This is a genomic window from Photobacterium sp. GB-1, assembly GCF_003026165.1.
Lineage (GTDB): Bacteria > Pseudomonadota > Gammaproteobacteria > Enterobacterales > Vibrionaceae > Photobacterium.
In genome coordinates, this window is sequence record NZ_PYOB01000005.1 from 98931 (window position 1) to 120041 (window position 21111).

The window sequence follows — 21111 nt, forward strand, 5'->3', positions numbered from 1 at the left end:
CATTACATTTTTTATATGACAATAATATTACGTTTTATAGAAAATGTCATATTGGGTGGTATTCTTAACTGGAGTAAGTGTTTTTTTATGTTTAGTGGTTATAAATCAGCATATTAATTATCATTGATTTTATAAATGTTGTTTTTATCACCACTTTTATAAGGTGAGAAAACTGCCTAAAAGCGATAGGTTTTAAGCAGTTTTTTTCTTTATTAATTGCTTTTTATCAGTAGCTTATCGAGAAATCTTGTTGGTAGGATACGACGTAAGAAACCAAAAATATAAGTCGATTGTGTCACGTAATAGCGTGATTTTGGGCGAGAGCTATTAATGATGTCCAATAGTGGTCGTAATACTGCATCAGGTTTTAAAGTAAATTTGTTGGTCACCTTTTCTTTACCAAGGCGAGAGAGGGTGTCTTGGTAGTTGTCATAATGGCGAGAGTTGTTCATATCAATATGACGTTCAAACATGCGTTTTGCGTTTGCGCGAAATTGGCTTTCAATTGGTCCTGGCTCGATCAAAGAAATACTAATCGGCGTATTGTCTAACTCTAAACGTAAGGTATCGGTATAGCCTTCAATTGCAAATTTACTGGCGTTATATGCGCCGCGATATTTCATGGCGACTAATCCCAGTACTGAGCTGTTTTGTACAATTTTACCGTGACCTTGGGTAAGCATCAGTGGGATGACTTGCTTAGTTAGCTCGTGCCAGCCAAAGAAGTTCGCTTCAAATTGTTCACGTAGAGCTGAGGTCGGTAAATCTTCTAATGCGCCGGGTTGTCCGTAAGCGGCATTATTAAATAACACATCTAATTTTCCGCCAGTGATAGCTAGAGCTTGGCTTAAACCTTCTGTGATGGATGACTCTGAAGTGACATCCAATTGAACGCAACGAATACCTTCTTGATTGAGCCTTTCTACATCCTCTGATTTTCGACAACTAGCAACAACGTTAAAGCCTTGCTCGGTCAGTGTTTTTGCGCAGTAATAGCCAATACCAGAGCTACACCCTGTCATTAAAATAGATTGTGTCACTGTGAGCTTTCCTTGTTGAGATAAGGTTGAAGATGCTTTGCCATAAATTGAGCGATCAGCGGCTGTGCTTGTGCGGTTGGGTGAAGGCCATCTTTCATCATTAATTCTGGCTTTACAATAATATCGATAAGAAAAAACGGCAATAAAGGCACATTGGTGTCTTCACTTAATGATGGGTAAGTATTACGAAACAGTTCGTTATAACGTTTCCCATAATTGGGTGGGACTTCAATTTGCATTAATAGTGGCTGTGATCCCACTTTTTGGATCTCATTGATCATTTGGCTAAGGTTATTACGTAATATTTTAGGATGAAACCCACGTAAGCCATCATTCGCACCTAATTCGATTAAAACAAAATCAGGCTTATGTTGTTCCAATAATGCTGGTAATCGTGCCAACCCATTACCACTGGTATCGCCAGAGATACTCGCATTCACAATGGTCGTTGGTTGTTTTTGCTGTTCTAACAGTGGCGGCAGTAGTGCAGGCCAGCTTTTCTCTGCTGGCATCTGATAACCAGCACTGAGGCTATCGCCAAGAACTAACAGTGTTTGACTCAATGCGGTGGATGAAAACACCAGCATCAACAATGAAAGGATTCGTATCATGTCTGTCTCCGTAATTAAGGCACACTCTGTTTCAAAACAAGTCACGACTACCTTGTCGCCTATGACTATTTTGCAGGATGTTTCGCTTGAGGTCGAGCAAGGAGAGTCTATTGCCCTTGTCGGTGTCTCTGGCGCGGGTAAATCAACCTTGATGACATTACTGGCGGGGCTCGATGTACCAACACAAGGTGAAATAGAGTTACTTGGTCATAACCTTTCTACGTTAGACGATGAACAACGTGCTCAATTACGTAGTGAATCTATTGGTTTCGTGTTTCAAAACTTCCTGTTACTACCGACTTTAAATGCACTCGAGAACGTCACGTTACCGTGTTTGATCCAAGATAATGATGTGGATGTTGAGCGAGCAAAAGAATTGCTTGCTGTTGTTGGTTTGAAAGGGCGAGAAACCCACTTACCGAGTCAGTTATCCGGTGGTGAACAGCAACGCGTCGCGTTAGCTCGCGCTTTTATGATCAAACCGAAAATTTTGTTTGCTGATGAGCCAACAGGAAACCTCGATCAGCATACCGCAGCCATGGTTATTGAGCTGTTGTTTGAACTTAATAAAAACAGCGATACAACACTGGTGCTTGTCACCCATGACGATACATTAGCGGCTCGTTGCGATCGAATTATGCGATTAGATAACGGCAAACTCGCGAGGGATGAACGTCATGCAGAGTGATTCACTTTCGATGAAAAAACGTCCGTTCTTTTTACGTTGGGCGTGGCGTGAAATACGACAAGGTCAGTTGTGGTTAGTCACCTTAGCGCTGAGCTTAATTATAGCCTGCGTATTTGCGTTATCGGCATTGGTAAGCCGTGTTGAAGGGGTCATAGTTTCGCAAGGTCGCTCTGCGTTAGCGGCAGATATGGTATTGAAGTCATCGCAAGCGGTAGATTTACAACCGTTATCAACCAATAAGATCACCACTTCACAGCAAACTCGCTTTGGTACCATGGCATTTAGCGATAACGGTATGCAGTTAGTCAGCGTTAAAGCGGTTGATGCGAAATTTCCATTGCGTGGCGATTTACGATTACAAGCGGCTGATAAGTCTGTGCACCATCATGTGAGCCCCGGTGAGTTGTGGTTATCAGAACGCTTATTTTCGCTGCTGGATGTCAAAGAGGGCGATACACTCATGCTAGGTGATGGGGAGCTAACCATTAGTGGGAGAATCTTAGAAGATCCTGAGCTGTCTTTTAACCCTTTTAGCCAAATGCCAGCAGTATTGATCAACAATAAAGACATTGCTGCCATTGGCGGGATTCAAGAAGGTAGCAGGATCAGCTATCGCTACTATTTTTCCGGCTCCGATCCTGATCTTGCTGATATTCGTGAAACGATGAAGTTAACCCCAAGCCAACGCTGGTTAACTGAAAACGATGCAGGGCGCAGTGGTGATTTTATTGAACGAGCAAGGCAATACCTATCACTGACTTTAGTGCTGGTAGTACTCATGGCATCAGCAACCTTAGTACTTACATGTCAGCACTATGCATCGACGCGGATCACGTCAGTCGCAATGATGAAGAGCCTTGGCGCAAGTCGTTGTTTTTTATGGCGATGGTTATTACAACAAATAGCGGTTGTGTTTTCAGTCGCGATTGGTGTTGGTTTGCTATTGGGTTTTGGGCTCGAATGGTTACTGCGCTATCCACTGCAACAGTTGTTACCTGATGAATTACCGGCTATTGGGTTTGCGCCATTAGTGATCAGCTTACTGCTTGCTCTTTTCATTTCATTGCCAGCATTGGGTATTCCACTATCTCGCTTGGTTAATGCTTCTGCTATGAATACGGTGCAAGCAACCCAGACTCCAACATCTAAGTTCTCAGCTATATGGTTGTTGTTGATCTTCCCTGTTTTTGCAGCGGTATGGTGGATTGGTAGCAATGTATTTGTTTGGCTCACCTTATTGGGCATGGTGGCATTGTTAGTGTTACTGGCTTTAGTTGGCCTTGCTGCCATCGCTTTACTGAAGAAGATTAAGCTTGGCTCTGCTTATGCATTGGCGTTAAGCCGTGTCAATCGTAGTAAAGCGAAGACCGCGACGCAATTGGCGGCATTGACGTGTTCGTTAATGCTATTAGCTGTGATTGGATTATTACGTAACGAGCTACTCGCAGATTGGAAAAATACCTTACCTGCTGATGCGCCTAATGTGTTTGCAATTAATATTGCGCCAGAGCAACAACAAGCCTATTTAGATTATTTAGATGCGAATCAATTAGCCCGTTCTGAAGGTTATCCTGTGGCCCGTGGAAGATTGGTCGCGATTAATGAGCAACGCTTTTACTTATCAGAAGATGAAAGCCAAAGTGGCGCAGCAGCAGAGATTACTTCCGACAATAGTCCAGAACGCGATCCTGCATTAAGACGAGAGCTTAACTTCACATGGGCGGAAAGCTTACCGAGTCATAATGAGGTGATTGCAGGTAAATGGGGAAGTAGCTCAGGTGTTTCAGTGGAATCTGGCATTGCGAAACGCTTAAACATTGCATTGGGTGACAAGCTGGCTTTTACCATTGGTGGGCTAGAGTTTAACGCTACAGTAAACAGTATTCGTGATGTGGAATGGCGTAATATGAAGCCGAACTTCTACTTCATTTTCACCCCAGATGTATTGCAGTCGTTTCCTGCTACATGGTTAGTGAGTTTTAGAGTGAATGATCAGCAAAGCGATTTACTTAATACCTTAGCCAGTAATTATCCAACCGTGAGTGTGCTTGATTTACGTATGATGGCAACACGGATTCAAGCTTTATTAGCCCAAGTGAGTTGGTCACTTACGGTATTAGCTGGCTTAGGTGTACTGAGTGGATTACTACTCATTATGACCTTATTACGCTTGAGTATTTCAGAGCGTCAAACCGAAATTCAGCTTTATCGCACACTAGGAGCAAGCCGAAAACGCATTGCTGCTACCTTGTGGTTTGAATACGGCATTATTGCGTTATTAGCTGGGATTATTGCAGCCATTGGTGCTGAATTTGTTGTCGGCTTGCTGGTGATAAAAGGTTTTGAACTGCCGTTTACCTTGCATCCATTAATGTGGATAGGCTTACCTGTGCTGGCAATTGGGTTGGTGTATTTAGTGTCACGTTCGCAGATCAAGAAGTTGTTGTTGCCGTTAAGGTAATGAAAGCTGTTAGCTGTTAATAGTTATGTTTAATAAGGTTAGTTCGTACAATGGTTGCTTGTTATCAGTAAGAACAACTTGGTATGTAATGATTAAGAGGTAATGAATGTCAATCGATAGCACTGGTCCAATAACTACTCATATCAAGTATCAAGATATGGATAATGAACAACTTTATCATTTTGCAGCTTCTAATTTTAAAGATGGAACACCAAAACTGGCATTATTAGAAATAGAAAGACGAAGAAGAATTGAAGATAAAGAACACAATAAAAAAATGTTGAAGTTGACTATTATTGGGACCGTTTTTGCTTCTTTAATTGGGGCTGCAGCTGGTCTAAGTGGGAATTTTTTTATAAATCAAAGTGAGCTAACAAAAGCTAAATATGAACTTGAACAAAAAAATAAAATGATAAAACTTTTAGAAAGTAAATCTTCAACGCTATAAGTATATAAGCTTTTGACTATGATAATTACCAAACAGGGCTCTTCAGCCCTGTTTGTTTCTCTCAATCACATAACGTCTGCTTTAACGCTTGCTCAATACAAGGGAAGCTAAAGTTAAACCCTTCTTGCTGTAACCTATTCGGTAGCGCACGTTGGCTATCAAGCAATAGTTGTGCTGATTCTCCAAGCCCTAGTTTTAGAACCCAAGCAGGGGTAAATAAAATGTGTGGACGCTTTAGAGTTGCGGCTAAGGTTTGGCTAAACACTTTATTCGTCACCGGTGTTGGTGCAGTAAAGTTAAATGCGCCATGGGCTTCTGGGTGATTAAGTAAAAAGATGATGCCTTTGATCATGTCTTGTATATGGATCCAAGGAAAGTATTGTTTACCATCACCCATTTTTCCGCCTAATCCTAGTTGATAAGGCAGTAACATGCGCGCCAATGCACCGCCTTGTTTGCCAAGTACGATACCTGTGCGGATCAAGCACACACGGGTTTGTTCTGATTGGGCTTCAAGAGCAATTTGCTCCCAGCGGTAACAGACGTTCTGGGCAAAGTCGTTATCGTTAATATCAAGCGGGATGGATTCATCAATGGTTTTATCTTGGTTATCACCATAAATGCCCACCGCAGAACCACTAAGAAAAGTATGCGGAGGATGACGACTGGCTTTAATTTTATCAACGAGTTGCTGGGTAATATCCCAACGACTTTGACAGATTTTCTCTTTTTGTTTGTCACTCCAACGCTTATTGATGATCGGCTCACCCGCAAGGTTGATAACAGCATCAAATTGGTCGAAATTGTCGAAGCTATCTAGGCTATCAACGGCGAGGATATGATGACCGAGTTGATTGTAAGCACGAGTCGGGTTACGTGTAAGTATGGTGACGTGATCATGATTGAAATGAGGAATCAGTGCTCGTCCGATAAAACCTGTTGCGCCTGTCATTAAAATATTCATGTCGTTATTCCATTATCAGTCATCATCTAAGCTTTGATGTGTTGCTTATTTCTATTATATATCAGCATTCTATATCAGTTAAATTATCAGTATAACGAGAGACTTAAAATCCATTATCTTAATATTGTGACGTAAGAGAATTATCACGAATATTATGCACGCATAAGCATTTGGTTGCATTTCGTGGTGAGATATCAGTACCGCTAACATGGAAATTTGATAAGACTACGAGTAGACTTCGAATCTGGATTAATGACTGGTTTTTGATTATGAAATTATTTTTTGCCTCTGATATTCATGGCTCTTTAGCGAGTGCTGAAAAGATGATTGCTGCTTTTGAACAAAGTGGTGCAGAGCACTTAATTCTGTTGGGTGATATTTTAAATCATGGCCCGCGTAATCCATTACCTGAAGGGTACAATCCTATCAAGGTATCTGAGCTGTTAAATCGCTATGGCGAACGTATTACGGCGGTACGCGGTAACTGCGACAGCGAAGTCGACCAAATGCTACTTGAGTTCCCTATTATGGCAGATTACAACCTTGTGTTATTGCCAACAGGACAGCGTCTTTTTTTAACGCATGGTCACGTGTATAACGCCAATAAACATCCTCGTTTACGTGCTGGTGATGTGATTGTATCGGGACATACTCATATTCCTGTTGCAGAAGCAAAAGATGAGCTATTTGTGTTTAACCCAGGCTCTGTCGCTATTCCTCGTAATGGGTTACCTGCAAGTTATGGTTTATTAGATGGCAACCAGCTATCTGTGATCAGCTTTGACGGTGAAGTACTGGTACACACCCAGATCTAATTTTTAATTGATAAAAGTAACGCCCTGAATGCAGCTCTCTGGTTTTAAGCGCAAAGCCACTTAATAGAGAAAGCACATTCAGGGCGTTATTGTATTTAGAACTATACCCAAGCGACTTCAAGATGCCTGATTCAGAGCGATGTCACTGAGTTGAATTCAAGGAAGGCAACGAAGCGGAATAGTGAGCTCTTTCCAAGTTGTCTGACGCAAGAAGTCGGCTCAGTGACACGCTCCCAAAGGGCGAGCGTCCTTAGCTCTCAGACTTTGTTAACGATTCTCAATGTAGAACCACTATATCTACGAATCGTTGCCGCGCCTGAGAACTAAGGTCGTCTCGCTGAACACTGCATCTTGAGGTTGCTTGGGTATAGGTATTATCGCTTATGGCTTACTATGGCGATCTACATGGCCTAAATCGCGTTCTGGGTCGATAACATCACGAATACGTTGCTTTAGCTGTTTCGCATCAGGAAAGCCACCATCGGCTTTACGTTCCCAAATAAGCTGACCATTACAATGAACTTCAAAACGACCACCTGTGTCTGGGTGAAGGCTGATGGTTTGGATTTCTTCACTGAAGGTATGCAGTAGCTCTTGGGTCATCCATGTAGAGCGTAGCATCCAATTGCATTGACGGCAGTAGTAGATATCAATGATCGCTTTATCCATGAAATACTCCTTAAATAACGTGGACTAGAAAGCTGAGAAAAGTAACTTAAAGCCAATAATAAAAGTCAGGGCTTCAAAGCAACGTTTAATGAGTTGATTACTTTTTTGATGAGCAAGATGAGCGCCTAAATAACCACCCAGTAATGAACCGAGTAATAATACGGGGATCCAAGGCCAGTAAATCGGTGCGCCTGCTTGGTAAATTGCGATAGCGCCAATTCCATTCCAAAATAGCCCAACGCTCACCAAGGTTAGTGCTACCGCTTGTTTGTAGTTAAAGCCAAACCAACGGATTAAAAATAAGGTAACAAATAGCCCTGTTCCGGCGGTAAGTGAGCCATTTAATACCCCAATAATGGCTAGACCAAGCCCACCAATGATCATCCCTTTTATGTCGCGATGAATAGCGTTTTCGTTTTGTCCTAGCTCTTTTTTCATCAGTGAATAAATACCAAGACTGAGTATTAACATACCGAGTGCAGCTTCAGCGATATTTTCAGGAAAAGAGAGGATCAGGTTTGCGCCAATAATCACACCTATTGCGCCTGTAAGGATCACATAGAGTGTAAATTTCAACGACAGTGTGCCTTGACGTAAATGTTTAATGGCTGCACCAACACCTAATGCCACACTTGCTACTTTGTGGGTCGCAAGGGCGATACTAAAGGGTAAGCCAAGAAAGATAAGTAGAGGAAATTGAATTAAGCCTGCGCCGCCACCAGAGAGTGATGCGAGGGTATTGGAGATCAGTGAGCCAATAAATAGCCCGAGAGAGTTGAGAAAATCCATGCTAACAGGTTGTCCTTAACCGTTAATTAGCTTGCCAGCATAAAGGGTTAAAACACCTTATTCCAGTAATAAAAAACGCCCCAATACACATTTCAATAAAAATTGAAGACATGTATTGGAGCGTTTTATCAGTCGATTAAATAAGTATTAAAACTTACTTAGCTGAAGCTTGTTCTGCCTGAATCGCAGTTAGTGCAACTGTGTAAACGATATCGTCTACTAGTGCGCCACGAGAAAGGTCGTTAACTGGCTTACGCATGCCCTGAAGCATTGGACCGATAGATACTAGATCTGCTGAACGCTGTACCGCTTTGTATGTTGTGTTACCAGTGTTTAGGTCTGGGAATACAAATACAGTTGCTTTACCTGCTACTGGAGAGTTAGGTGCTTTAGAAGCAGCTACGTTTTCCATGATTGCAGCATCGTACTGAAGAGGACCATCGATCACTAGATCTGGACGTTTCTCTTGAGCGATCTTCGTTGCTTCACGTACTTTATCTACGTCTGCACCCTTACCAGATTCACCAGTAGAGTAAGAGATCATAGCAACACGCGGGTCGATACCAAATGCTTTTGCAGAATCTGCAGATTGGATAGCGATTTCAGCTAGTTGCTCAGCTGTTGGATCTGGGTTGATCGCACAGTCACCGTAAACCAATACTTGGTCTGGTAGTAGCATGAAGAATACAGAAGATACGATAGATGCATCTGGTGCAGTCTTGATGATTTGGAACGGAGGAACGATAGTGTTTGCTGTTGTGTGAACAGCACCAGACACTAGACCGTCAACTTCGTTGTTCTCAAGCATCATTGTGCCTAGGAATACTGAATCTTGTAGCTTCTCACGAGCAACAACGTCAGTCATACCTTTCGCGCCACGTAACTCAACTAAACGAGCCACGTAGTTTTCACGTACTTCGTCAGAGTTGATGATAGTTACGCCAGCACCAAGAACGACGCCTTGTTGCTCAGCAACGCGACGGATTTCATCTGGGTTACCTAGAAGCACACATTCCGCGATACCGCGCTCAGCACAGATAGCCGCAGCTTTAACTGTACGTGGCTCGTCACCTTCAGGAAGAACGATACGCTTAGCCGCTTTACGAGCTAGCTCAGTTAGCTGGTAACGGAATGCTGGTGGGCTTAGGCGACGCTCACGGTTTGAACCTTCAGTTAGAGACTCAATCCAGTTACCGTCGATGTGGCTTGCCATGTACTCGTTAACTAGCTCTACACGCTCTTTATCGTCTGCAGGTACTTCTAGTGTGAAGCTCTGTAGATTTAGAGAAGTCTGCCAAGTGTTACCTTGAGCAGTCATGACTGGAAGACCAGTCGCGAATGCGCGCTCACATAGATCCATAACAGGTTTTGGTAGTTCGTAACCACCTGTTAGAAGTAGTGCACCTAGCTCTACACCGTTCATTGCTGCAAGACATGCTGCAACGATTACGTCTGGACGGTCAGCTGAAGTGACGAGTAGTGAACCTGGACGGAAGTGCTCAACCATATTAGGGATAGAGCGTGCACAGAAAGTGATGCTCTTAATACGACGAGTTTCGATGTCACCTGCATTGATAATTTCAGCATTTAGGTGCTGAGCAATATCAGTTGCACGTGTAGCGATAAGCTCTGCGCTCCAAGGTGCACAACCTAGTACACGAATTGGGCTTGAGTTGAACACTTGCATGATTTCAACATTTGAAGGAACAGTACCTTCTACGTCATCAAAGATCTCAGAAAGATCTGGACGCGTACGGCCTTCAGCATCAACTGGTGCGTTAAGTTTGTTAACGATAACACCAGAGATTTGCTTGTTCTTGATACCACCGAAGTTAGAACATGCTACTTCAATACGCTCTTTAAGTTGAGCTGGGTTATCAGTACCTGGAGATACAACGAACACGATTTCAGCATCTAGCGTTTTTGCAATTTCAAAGTTGATTTGGTTTGCAAAAGGGTGCTTACGAGTAGCAACTAGACCTTCGATTAGCGTTACGTCAGCATCTGCTGTTGCCGCTTTAAAGCGTGCAACAATGTCTTCTAGAAGAACATCAGTTTTGTCGTTACGGATCAATTCTTCAGCGCTTGCCATTGAGAATGACTCAGCAATTTTCATATCGCTGTTAGCACTAATAATTGTTGTTGTTAGATCTGGCTGATCGCCACCTTTACGCGGTTGCGCAATAGGCTTAAAGAAAGAAACGCGAACGCCTTTGCGTTCCATTGCACGAAGTACACCAAGGCTAACACTTGTTAGACCAACGCCAGCGCCAACTGGAACAAGCATAATAGTACGGGACACTATGAATTCCTCAAACTATTGAATGATAAAGCACTGTTCAATAACAATTCATTTTAATTAGTAGAATAACTATAGAACAATACCACATGAGAACATGACGGGATGTCATGAAGAAACGGCTGACTTAAAGCCAGCCGTTAAGATAATCATTAGATTAGATTTCAGCTAGAAGCGCTGTATCTTCTGCGATTACTAACTCTTCGTTAGTAGAAACAACCATTGCAGGGATGCGGCTGTTTGCAGAAGTGATAACACCTTCGTTACCGAAGCGTGCTTTAAGGTTTGCTTCGCTGTCTACTTCGATACCGAAGATAGATAGACGCTTAAGTACTTCTTCACGGATAGGAGCAGAGTTCTCACCGATGCCGCCTGTGAATACGATAGCGTCTAGACGACCATCCATGTTTGCAGCGTAGCTAGCTACGTACTTAGCAAGACGGTGACAGAATGCGTTCATTGCACGCGTTGCTTCTTCTTTAACGCCGTAGTTTTCTTCAACGAAACGACAGTCAGAAGTCACACCTGTTAGACCTAGTAGGCCAGACTCTTTAGTGAACATTGTGTTGATTTCAGCAACGCTCATGCCTAGACGATCGTGTAGGTGGAACATAACTGCTGGGTCAAGGTCACCACAACGTGTACCCATTACTAGACCTTCAAGAGGAGTTAGACCCATAGAGATATCTACAGATTTACCGCCTTTGATAGCACATACAGATGCGCCGTTACCTAGGTGACAGTTGATGATGTTTAGCTCATCAAGAGGCTTGTCTAGAAGTTTCGCTGTTTCACGAGCGATGAAACGGTGAGAAGTACCGTGTGCGCCGTAGCGACGGATACCGTTTTCTTTGTATAGGTTGTAAGGGATAGCGTATAGGAATGCTTCTTCAGGCATAGTCTGGTGGAAAGCCGTGTCGAATACCGCTACGTTCTTAAGATCAGCGAAGTTGTGTTTAGCAGCTTCGATACCAACAACGTGTGCAGGGTTGTGTAGTGGTGCGAAATCAGACGCATCTACGATACCTTGAAGAACAACATCGTCGATTAGAGCTGAAGCAGAGAACTGCTCGCCACCGTGTACGATACGGTGACCGATAGCGCCTAGGTTCTCTTTAAGCTCAGGCTTAGAAGCAAGGATAGTATCAACCATGAATGCTAGAGCTTCTTCGTGAGCCGCGCCTTCACCTAGTTGTGCTTCGTGCTTGCCATCAAGTTTCCACTTGATGCGTGCTTCAGGAAGACCTAGACATTCTGCTAGACCTGAAAGGTGTTCGTCACCTGATACAGGATCGATGATTGCGAACTTAAGAGATGAACTACCGCAGTTTAGAACTAAAACCAGCTTAGACATGAGAGTGACTACCTATAATCTGTCTGAAAGTTGATATTCATTTTTGAATAAAAAAGTACCCATAGAATAGACGATGATGTATTTATCGGTCTAGTCAGGGTGAAATTCGTGCTCATTCTTGAGTATTTGAATTGAGTTACCTGCAATTCTGGTTCATCCTTGAGGGTGCCTAACTTGCAGTTAATACCATTAACAGCAACAATTACCTTTAGGCGTGCTTAGGATAGCGATTGTTAAGCAATATAACAAAAACATTTTTAGATAAATTTAATTTTAATCAAGTTTATTGCTTAAAAATTTTAAAGATTATATTTTTTTTTGATAAATGGTGCTTTATGACTCAACAAACAAAGTGGAAGTATTTCCAAGACGGTCAGCATTACATGAGCACATGGCCAATGCGTAAAGAGCTGGCTGCTGTTTTTCCTGAACATCGCTATATCAAAGCAACAAAGTTTGCCACTAAGGTGATGCCGGCCGTCGCTGCTATTAGTATTTTGACCCAAATGGTATTTCATAATTATGCAGGCATGCCGCAAGCTGTTGCCATTGCGTTATTGGCGTTATCGATGCCATTACAAGGTTTATGGTGGCTAGGTAAACGTAGCCAAACCGTACTCCCACCATCACTGGCGAAATGGTACAGCGAGATCTACCAGAAAATTGTCAGTGAAGGTTATGCGATGCAACCGAAAAAATCACAACCTCGCTACCAAGAACTTGCTGATGTACTCAGCCGCGCATTTAAGCAATTAGACCGTAGTGCATTAGAACGCTGGTTCTAATCAGAGATATTTAACGTACAAAAGCAGCCTAATGAGCTGCTTTTTTTTCGTTAAATATTTTACCGTTCGTTTTCTAAATATTTTGCCACTATTTAGCGTGAGCTCTCATCTTATATACCGAGGCCGCTTTTCTATGCGTATTACTTTTGTATTTACAGCGACAGTTAACAAAGACCGATATATTTATTTATCTTAATCTATGGGGATAAAATACAACGTTTAAATATGTGGTGTTTGAGTTTCTTATCTTATTTAACCTTTTGAATTTAAAAGATTTTTATTGTTGTGATATTGGTTTCTATCGTTTTTTAAATATATTTTAAATAAAAGGTTATTTAAATTTTATGATATTTAACTGTTTGTTATTTTTATAAAAAAGAGCCACCGTAGTGACTCTTTTATCGTAAAGAATATAACCTAAAACGTTATGTGATTATTCTTCGTCGAAATCAAAATCTGGACGTTGTGCGCGTGTTGCAGGCTTTGCCAAGATTTCTAAGTATAATGATGGTAGTTCTAACTTTTCAGCTTCATCGATGTACTTGTTGATTTCTTTTACATGAATAACTTTGGCTTCTTGCTCGGTATGACCAAACTTACAATCAAAATCCCAAAAGTCAGCGCCAGCAGGAAGTGCTTTGTTACGCTCACGACGTAGGTATTTCTTAACTTCAAACTTCACTGCTTCAACAACGCGAGGAACAGCTTTTTTAGGGTGGGTTAAAGCAAATGTTTTTTTCATGGTTTTCCTAGTTTTCTTTGGCTCAAAATTGGGAGAGCTGTATTTTTTCTATTTTACTTTAATTTGGGATGGGTAGCGATGGCAGAGATAAGATTTCATGTGTTTTTCGTTCGGGGAAAGAAAGTGAAATGTGGTCTTAAAAAGTTTTCTCAAAAAAAATAACGAAAAAGTGCAACTAAATATCTACATAGCTGTCATAAAAAATACATAGAGGATTATTAGTATCTACACTGTTTTTCGCTATGGATGTTAATGAAAGTTATGTTGCCATTTACCTATCAAATGGGCGGAATGGATATGCCGTTCAGGTATTAGAAAGGTTGCTATGGCATTATAATATGGCTACTAAGAGATATAGCTGTTATCTCCCTTAAGAACCCCAACTGCTTGGCCGCCGATGGGGTTCTGCTCTATCTGGGCTATGGTAATTTACTGCTTTAAGTTATTTATAACACTTCAAATCCTTGTTTCTTTTCATCATATCCATCATTGCTTTGTTCTGTTTTTCTTTTTGTACGTAACGAACAGGAAGCGATGCCATAGTAACCTTATAATCTAGAGCATTATCAGAGAGTAGTTCTGAAGCTGTTATTGGGGTGACAAGTGCGACTTTTAAATTGGGATTACGCGCTTTAATGCGAGAAGCCGTACCCAGTCCTTCCATGGTATGAAAACGACCTGCGACATGAATGATTTGTTTATTTGGATGCGTGTTCAAATACGTGACCATACTTTCTGCCATAGTATCGTCCCACGCGGTTTGTGCGGCAAACATACGTAGGTTTTGCTCTTCATTGCCGTGATGCATTGAGTTTAAAAATTTGGTTTGATATGCATCTTTATTAAGAGTCAATGGGTGTGCAATCCATGAACGCTCTGATGGTGGCAGTTTATTTAAGTACTCAGGCCCATTTTTACTAATACAGCGTACAATACTTTTTGGCGCATTAGCGGCAATCACGTCTAAGTTATTCTGCTTGGCAAATTCAACCAGCGGACGGTAATCACTGTCGTAGTTTGGCCACGCATTACCTTCCGATACCAATGTTCGTTCACCAATCTTACCTGCAAGATATTGATCAACAACAGCTTGTTTATCTCGGGTGAATTGCTCCATTGATAAGGTTAATTGTGGATTTTGTTGGTATAACGCAGCGAATAATTGGCTTTGTAATAGGTGAGCTGCAGGATGGCTATGCCACTCACCAACTAAGATAATATCAGCATTCTTTAGCTCTGTTGCTAATTGATCGACTGTTAAGGTCTTTCCATTTGGTGATGTAATGCTGTAGTCGTATAGCGTGGTTAGGTTTGCTGAAGACGAAGATGTTATATCGGAGGTGTTAGATGCACAACCTGTTAAAAGTGTGGCAAAGCTAAAACTCAAAGCGAGCCATTTATTCATTATTGATATCCCTGAAAGTGAGCTTATTGATTAAAAATAAGCAAAATTCACAACAATAATAAATAATATAGTTAATACGAGTTATTATCAATTGCGTATGGTAATAACTCGCATTAATACAGTGTTACTGGCGGCGATATACGCGGATTGCGAAATCTGCCTCACAATGGAAATTATTGGCGTTAGCTAATTGCTGCCATACTTGCTCTGATGTTTTCCAAGCAAACGGCGTCATTTGCATCAATGCCGTGGCTTCTTCACCGCTTAATGTCATGTCGTAGTGTAGTTGCTCATCGGCAACCAGATCAAAGCCAGGAATCGTTTCAACGGGGACATCATGAAGGCGTACACCATCATAAATTAATGCTTTTAATTGATATAAGTGGCGGGGTGCAGGGGTCACAGCCACTAAAATTCCACCGGGTTTGATGGCGCGTTCTAACTCTTCACCTTTACATGGCGCATAAATACGGACTACACCATCAAATAATTGATCGGCAAAGGGTAAACGGTGACTTGATGCAACACAGAAATCACATTCAGGGTAACGCTTAGCGGCGTATTTCACTGCAACTTTTGAAATGTCTAAACCATGGACGGAAAGTGCAGGAAATTGTTGGCGTAGTTTTACAAATTCAGAGGTGTAGTAGCCTTCACCACAACCAATATCAAGTAGTTCAGTCGCACCATCAGGGAGAAGTGATGCAAGTTGTGCAATGACGGCATCACGCAGTGGTTGATAATGCTCTGTATTAAGAAATAGGCGACGAGCTTGCATCATCTCTTTATTGTCACCAGGATTTTTCGAGCTTTTATGGTGAGCAGGCATGAGATTCACATAGCCTTCTTTTGCCAAATCAAATTGGTGATTATTACAACAACGGTAGGTTTTAGGTTGTTCGCTATGAGCGTCAAGAAGAAGCGACTCATGGCATAGAGGACATTGATAGGACATAAGAGTAAACCAAAGCGGAAAAACAGCCGCTAAGTGTAATGCTTATTGTGGGTTGTCGCTAACGTATTTTTGTTCTGATAGTAAAAAGCCTTCGCGAGAGAAGGCTTCTATTCAAGGAGTATTGATGAGCAGACCTGCTTAATGGCTTGGTCTTACTTTATATTCGGCTTTATCAAGTCCATGCTTTTTCATTCTTAGATAAAGCTTTTTACGTGGGATTTGCAAATATGATGATACTTCATTAATACGTCCTGCAAACAGGTATAGCGCATCTTCAATGACTTGTTTTTCATAGCCATCAACTAAATCATCCAGTGGGCTACTCATTTGCTCAAGGGGTTTAGAACGCTCTTGTCCGGCTAATTTCACAATGCCAATGGCATATAACTCTGCAACGTTTTTAAGCTCTAAGACATTCCCTGGCCACTCATAGCGACAGAGTGTGTTGATGTAGGCTTTATCAATAGCAGGTAATGCTTTATTAAGTTTTTTACAACTCTGTTTTAAGTAGTGTTTAAAAATAAAGGTAATATCGCTACTACGTTGACGCAGTGTCGGCAGACTAAAACGTACTTGGCTTAAAAAATAAAATAGTTCAGGTAAAAACTGCTCACTTTCCACCGATGGTTCAGGTGAGCCTGTGAATAGAGCAAGTAAACGCACTTCTTTTTTACCTTGTCGCTCTTGTTCTAATAAGAAACGACATAACCATTGCTGGCTTTCGATTGGCATAATGTGTGGATTACTTAAACACAAACACCCGCTGCGAGCTGAAATCATGCTACGTTGAAGATCGGGGGTACAAGTAATACTTGAGCCATCAACCTCGATAAACGGGCCTTGATGAAGTGGGCTATTCTTATGCAGAATTTTAGCAACGGTATGACGCCCCGTGCCGTTTTCACCTTCAATTAAGGCATCCTTGGTTGAATTAACAACCAGTTTTAATTGTTCGCGTATTTTTACAATCAATGGACTCTCACCGAGAAGTAACTCGGTGGCGGTATTATGCAATGTTTTACGCTGTTCAATGATCTTTTTACGCTGAGGTAGATGCTTTTCTAATAGTTTTATCAGTTCGTTAGGCTGTAATGGCTTTTGTAAAAAATCAATCGCCCCTTTTTTAAGTGCGTCAACAGCCATTGGAATATCACCATGACCCGTTACGATAATGACAGGAATTTCGTTATCAAAATCTTGAACTTTTTCTAATAGTTCCATGCCATCTAAACCGGGCATGTACATATCTGTTACAATCACTCCAGACCAATTATGACTTAACATATTAATTACTTTGGTTGAGTCTTGAACCGTTGCTACATTGTAGCCTGACAACTCTAATAACTCTTGGTAGGCATCTAATACATCTTGATCGTCATCGACAATCAGTACATTTATTTCATCACTCATCATCTTTTTTTAACTCCAAAACAATCATCGCTCCACCTGTGAGACCAGAAGCGAGGAAGATGTTACCTTTTAACCTTGTCATAATTGAACCACAGATGCTTAATCCTAGACCAAGACCAACATCTTTTGTTGTCGTAAAAGGTATGAATAGTTTCTCAATAATGTCATGACTAAAGCCATTACCGCTATCTAAAACTGCAATCCTGATAGTTTTTTTTGTGCTTTCTAGCTGAAGAATTGTTATTTGGCGTTCTTCACAGCTAGCAACAGCATCACAGCTATTAACCAGTAGGTTTACCAGTACTTGTTCAAGTTGTACCTGATCGGCTTGTACAAAAAGCGGTGTGGTAATGGTGTTTGTTATGGTTGTCTTTTGTACTTTTGCGCGACTTTCAACGATGACGATAGCTTGCTTGATCGAGTCTTGAATATCAACTCGCGTTAACGGATTCGTTGCTGACTGTTTTTTTGCAAAATTACGTAAACTAGTGATCAGTTTACTCATACGCATCACTAAATCATCTATCTTTTCGATATTATCCGGTAATTTTTCATATTTTTTGTTATCAATTGCAAGTTTCGCACTAAATAGACGTGTCGAAATAGCAGAAAGAGGCTGGTTCAACTCATGAGCGAGTGATGTCATGGTTTGACCAACCGTGACCATTTTAGCCGCCTGGATTAATTCATCTTGAGTGGCGATTAAATCCCCTTCGATACGTTTGCGATCTTCTATTTCGGCTTTTAGTTGTTGGTTTCTTAATATCAATGATTGCGTTTTTTCCGTGACCTTACTTTCAAGCCAACGGGTGGTTTTTTCTTGTTCTGTAATATCAGTCATAGTGATTATGACTTTATCCTGATTACCTTGTTTGAATACGCGAAAATCGAGTCTGAGATAGAAGATGCTATTTTGGTCTGTACTAAAGGTAACCGTGAGTTTATAGGCACCTAATTGTCTTAATGGGCTTTTTTGATCAAAGAGTTGGATCAGTTTATGAGATACTGAGCTATCAAATAAATCCCATAATGTTTGGTGTTGGCTTATACGATCAAAGTTAAATTGCTTTAGCGCCTGTAAATTGACAGATTCAACTACACCTAGCATGTTACAAGTGATGATGCTCGCCTGAGTGTTATTGATTAGGTTAAGGGCATTGGTGGTTTGAATATCTTGCATTTGCTGACAGAAGTCACGCAGGTTTTCGCCAAGCATGCCTATCTCATCTTCGCCTGTTGTTGCAATTTTTACATTAAGATCGCCTTTTGCAACCGCGTATAAATCTTTACTTAATAAATTTAAGCGATTCACAATACCGTTACCGACAAGGTAAACCGAGAGAAAAATAGTGAGTATGATAGTAATAAAGACAACGCCAAATAACATGGTGTTACTCAGAAAAATAGCGCTATGTGTTTCATCATTTAGTTTTTTAAGAGAGTTATCTGCATGTTCAACCAATGTTTGGATCATTTCTTCTTGCTGATAGAGGCGCTGTTTAATATCCAGCTTAGCTCGGTCTATTTGCAACCCTAAAACGACATCCCGCTTTAGTTGTTGTTCGAGTTGACCACCTGGTTTTAAGATTGTGGTAAATCTCTCTAATAATTGGCGAAATGGAACGGCTGAAGGATAATTACTAATATTCTTACTAATAGCATTAAGCTCGGTAATTTTATGACCAATAAAATTAAAGGCGTTTTCAATGTCTCTATTTTTGCGTTGTTGAACGATCTCTTCGACTAATTGATGAAGCTCATTTTCTTTAATGGTGATCGATTGAATTAATGAGAATTCATTCATAACGTTGTTAACAACATCAAGTTGAACGGCGTCTTTTTTAATTCCGTGACGGTTCATGTTATTGAGTTTCCACTCAACTTCTTGGCGTAGTGGTGTCAGTTCATCAATAAGATCGTGATGGATCCATTTTAAGCTGTTTTCTGTCTGCTTTAAGGTAAACAAGCCACTATTTCTCTGTTGTAACAGTGTTGTGTAATTATCTATTTGTTTAACAAGGGTTTGTTGACCTGATTTTATTGCGGGGTAATAGTGTAGGTTAGCAATGTTATTAATGGCTAAGCTTATATTATCGAGAATATGTGTGATTTTGTTTTTAATGGTTTCATGCTTGAGCGGGTTGGTATTTTGGCCCAAGTTATTCAATGTTGCCTGTAGCTCAGCGGTGTTGCGTTCTAACTGATAACTTGCCTGTAAGGTTGGCATATTGTTATCTGTAATCGTTTCAATTTGTGTGCTGAGTTTTTCCCAGTTGATGACAGCAATAAGGCTGACTGTAATGGTGAGAAATGCCATCAAAATAATCGCCATAATAAGGCGACTACCAATGGTTTTCTTGTTGATATAGCGGATCATTGCAATGCCGGATTCCCGTTAATAATCTTTTGGCTTAATGCGATGGCTTGCTCAAGTTGTGCTGCCATTTTTCCCCGCCATTGCTGTCTAAAATAATCAACTTGCGGGTTATCTCTAAATAGCGGTAACTCATGATATATCTTATTTTTTAAATCATCTACGCCAATCGGTGAGGTAGAAGCTAAGTGTTTCGCATGAAGAAAATCAGCATGTTGTTGTTTTGTTAGTTTATTTGATGAAGCTTCAATCGAATGCAGCAATTGCCATACTTGGTTAAGTTGAGGAAGTTGACTACTAATCGTTTGTTCAAAAAGGTGCTTTACTAAGCCTGAACGTTGCTGAATGACATCGTAATCTAGCGATGCAACATTAAACGTTTTTTTAATAAACTCATCTCGGCCAATATCACCATTATTGGCGAGTTGCCCGTCAATTGTTAATTTGGTTTGGCATTCTTGTGAAAGTAATAAACTCACAAAATCTCTCGAAAATTGTGAATGGTGGCTGTTTTTTACCATGGCTACATAATGGGGTAATAAAGCGCTTTGTGGTTGATAGCTAAAATCAACAAATGAAAATTGTTTTTTATAAGTGTGTGCATATCTATCAACAACCGGCCCTATTCCAATTAAACCGCGAGAGATAGCCTCACTGAGTGAAAACGCACTGGTTTCCACTGACGCTAGGTTTCCTCCAATTTGATAGAGCAATCGCCAACCTTCAACCCAGCCATATTGCTGCAATATATTTTCAATCATTAAATGGGTGGTATCTGAACGATAAGGACTGCTAATACTAATGTGACGATAGTAATAAGGTTTTATCAAATCCTTTAATCGGCTAGGAATTGGTAACTTATTCTTATTTAAATAGTTATTGTTCCACAGTAATCCGAATCCTGTGTGGCCGAAGGAAAAAACATTACGTGAAAGTTGCTGAGGCGTTTTTCTAATTGTAGTTTCATGAAGCGGTAATAACTTTTGGCTATTGATTAGAGGCTGGAAGAAGGTTGGTGATGATGAAATGATAATATCAATATCATGGTTGTTCTGTTGCAATAACCGAAGCCCTGATTCTTCACGTCGTACAATGACTCTAACTTCGCTTTCTGGATACTGCTGTTTAAATTGTTTAACGATCGGGTTTAGTACAGATTCTGAAAATGTCGTTAGAACGATTAAATTCTGAGTCGGTTGGGCAAGTACTGGCGTGGCGAAAAAAAAGAGGAAGGAAAAGAAGCGTACCATGTTAATCCGTAATCCCTAGCGTATCTCGACTAAATTTTTATACTTTTAGATA

General features: G+C 40.9%; 18 protein-coding genes. 5 read left to right on the forward strand and 13 right to left on the reverse strand.

Annotated elements, in window-relative coordinates; translation table 11 throughout:
• Positions 1-212: 212 nt before the first annotated feature.
• Both C9J45_RS07635 and tesA read right to left on the reverse strand, forming a co-directional pair.
• Entirely contained in the window at positions 213-1040 is an 828-nt protein-coding gene (locus C9J45_RS07635) for an SDR family oxidoreductase (protein ID WP_107292380.1), read from the reverse strand.
• Positions 1037-1651: a multifunctional acyl-CoA thioesterase I/protease I/lysophospholipase L1 gene (tesA, locus tag C9J45_RS07640; protein WP_107205993.1), complete on the reverse strand. Its 615-nt coding sequence runs from the start codon at positions 1649-1651 to the stop codon at positions 1037-1039. Before tesA ends, C9J45_RS07635 begins: the two co-directional genes overlap by 4 nt.
• On the opposite strand from tesA, the gene C9J45_RS07645 reads away from it, so the two are divergent.
• From C9J45_RS07645 to C9J45_RS07655, 3 genes are all read left to right on the forward strand, one after another.
• Positions 1650-2339 (forward strand): ABC transporter ATP-binding protein, encoded by a 690-nt coding sequence (locus tag C9J45_RS07645; RefSeq protein ID WP_107292381.1) that lies wholly within the window; start codon positions 1650-1652, stop codon positions 2337-2339. The genes tesA and C9J45_RS07645 overlap by 2 nt on opposite strands.
• Positions 2329-4800, forward strand: a complete 2472-nt coding sequence (locus tag C9J45_RS07650; protein ID WP_107292382.1) for an ABC transporter permease — start codon at positions 2329-2331, stop codon at positions 4798-4800. The genes C9J45_RS07645 and C9J45_RS07650 overlap by 11 nt, the downstream gene beginning before the upstream one ends.
• A 106-nt stretch (positions 4801-4906) precedes the next feature.
• On the forward strand, positions 4907-5248 hold the full coding sequence (locus C9J45_RS07655; protein WP_107260040.1) for a hypothetical protein: 342 nt from the start codon (positions 4907-4909) through the stop codon (positions 5246-5248).
• A 61-nt stretch (positions 5249-5309) separates the two neighbouring features.
• Here the strand turns inward: C9J45_RS07655 and C9J45_RS07660 are convergent, their stop codons facing one another.
• Entirely contained in the window at positions 5310-6212 is a 903-nt protein-coding gene (locus C9J45_RS07660; protein WP_107292383.1) for a TIGR01777 family oxidoreductase, read from the reverse strand.
• A gap of 269 nt (positions 6213-6481) precedes the next feature.
• Between C9J45_RS07660 and yfcE the strand changes: the two genes are divergently transcribed.
• Positions 6482-7027 (forward strand): phosphodiesterase, encoded by a 546-nt coding sequence (yfcE, locus tag C9J45_RS07665; RefSeq protein WP_107205998.1) that lies wholly within the window; start codon positions 6482-6484, stop codon positions 7025-7027.
• A gap of 381 nt (positions 7028-7408) precedes the next feature.
• On the opposite strand, the gene C9J45_RS07670 is transcribed toward yfcE, so the two are convergent.
• The 4 genes from C9J45_RS07670 to C9J45_RS07685 all read right to left on the reverse strand — a co-directional run bounded on the left by C9J45_RS07670 (position 7409) and on the right by C9J45_RS07685 (position 12138).
• Entirely contained in the window at positions 7409-7696 is a 288-nt protein-coding gene (locus tag C9J45_RS07670) for a SelT/SelW/SelH family protein (RefSeq protein ID WP_107205999.1), read from the reverse strand.
• A gap of 24 nt (positions 7697-7720) precedes the next feature.
• Positions 7721-8485 (reverse strand): sulfite exporter TauE/SafE family protein, encoded by a 765-nt coding sequence (locus tag C9J45_RS07675; protein WP_107206000.1) that lies wholly within the window; start codon positions 8483-8485, stop codon positions 7721-7723.
• A 154-nt stretch (positions 8486-8639) separates the two neighbouring features.
• On the reverse strand, positions 8640-10787 hold the full coding sequence (pta, locus tag C9J45_RS07680; protein ID WP_199187094.1) for a phosphate acetyltransferase: 2148 nt from the start codon (positions 10785-10787) through the stop codon (positions 8640-8642).
• 154 nt (positions 10788-10941) lie between these two features.
• Positions 10942-12138, reverse strand: coding sequence for an acetate kinase (locus C9J45_RS07685; RefSeq protein ID WP_105059633.1), 1197 nt, complete (start codon positions 12136-12138; stop codon positions 10942-10944).
• Positions 12139-12473: 335 nt separating this feature from the next.
• On the opposite strand from C9J45_RS07685, the gene yfbV reads away from it, so the two are divergent.
• The gene (gene yfbV, locus C9J45_RS07690) at positions 12474-12923 is read left to right on the forward strand and encodes a terminus macrodomain insulation protein YfbV (RefSeq protein ID WP_158259290.1); all 450 of its coding nucleotides are present in this window, start codon (positions 12474-12476) and stop codon (positions 12921-12923) included.
• 433 nt (positions 12924-13356) lie between these two features.
• Here yfbV and C9J45_RS07695 read toward each other — a convergent pair whose 3' ends face one another.
• From C9J45_RS07695 to C9J45_RS07720, 6 genes are all read right to left on the reverse strand, one after another.
• Entirely contained in the window at positions 13357-13665 is a 309-nt protein-coding gene (locus C9J45_RS07695) for a DUF6172 family protein (RefSeq protein ID WP_105059635.1), read from the reverse strand.
• A 442-nt stretch (positions 13666-14107) separates the two neighbouring features.
• Positions 14108-15070, reverse strand: a complete 963-nt coding sequence (locus tag C9J45_RS07700) for a ChaN family lipoprotein (protein WP_107260049.1) — start codon at positions 15068-15070, stop codon at positions 14108-14110.
• Between the two features lie 124 nt (positions 15071-15194).
• Entirely contained in the window at positions 15195-16025 is an 831-nt protein-coding gene (gene rlmA, locus C9J45_RS07705) for a 23S rRNA (guanine(745)-N(1))-methyltransferase (RefSeq protein WP_107247382.1), read from the reverse strand.
• 138 nt (positions 16026-16163) lie between these two features.
• Positions 16164-17438: a sigma-54 dependent transcriptional regulator gene (locus C9J45_RS07710; RefSeq protein ID WP_107206006.1), complete on the reverse strand. Its 1275-nt coding sequence runs from the start codon at positions 17436-17438 to the stop codon at positions 16164-16166.
• Positions 17428-19812 (reverse strand): ATP-binding protein, encoded by a 2385-nt coding sequence (locus tag C9J45_RS07715; protein ID WP_107206007.1) that lies wholly within the window; start codon positions 19810-19812, stop codon positions 17428-17430. Before C9J45_RS07715 ends, C9J45_RS07710 begins: the two co-directional genes overlap by 11 nt.
• Positions 19809-21059: an ABC transporter substrate-binding protein gene (locus C9J45_RS07720; RefSeq protein WP_107206008.1), complete on the reverse strand. Its 1251-nt coding sequence runs from the start codon at positions 21057-21059 to the stop codon at positions 19809-19811. The genes C9J45_RS07715 and C9J45_RS07720 overlap by 4 nt, the downstream gene beginning before the upstream one ends.
• Between the last annotated feature and the right edge of the window lie 52 nt (positions 21060-21111).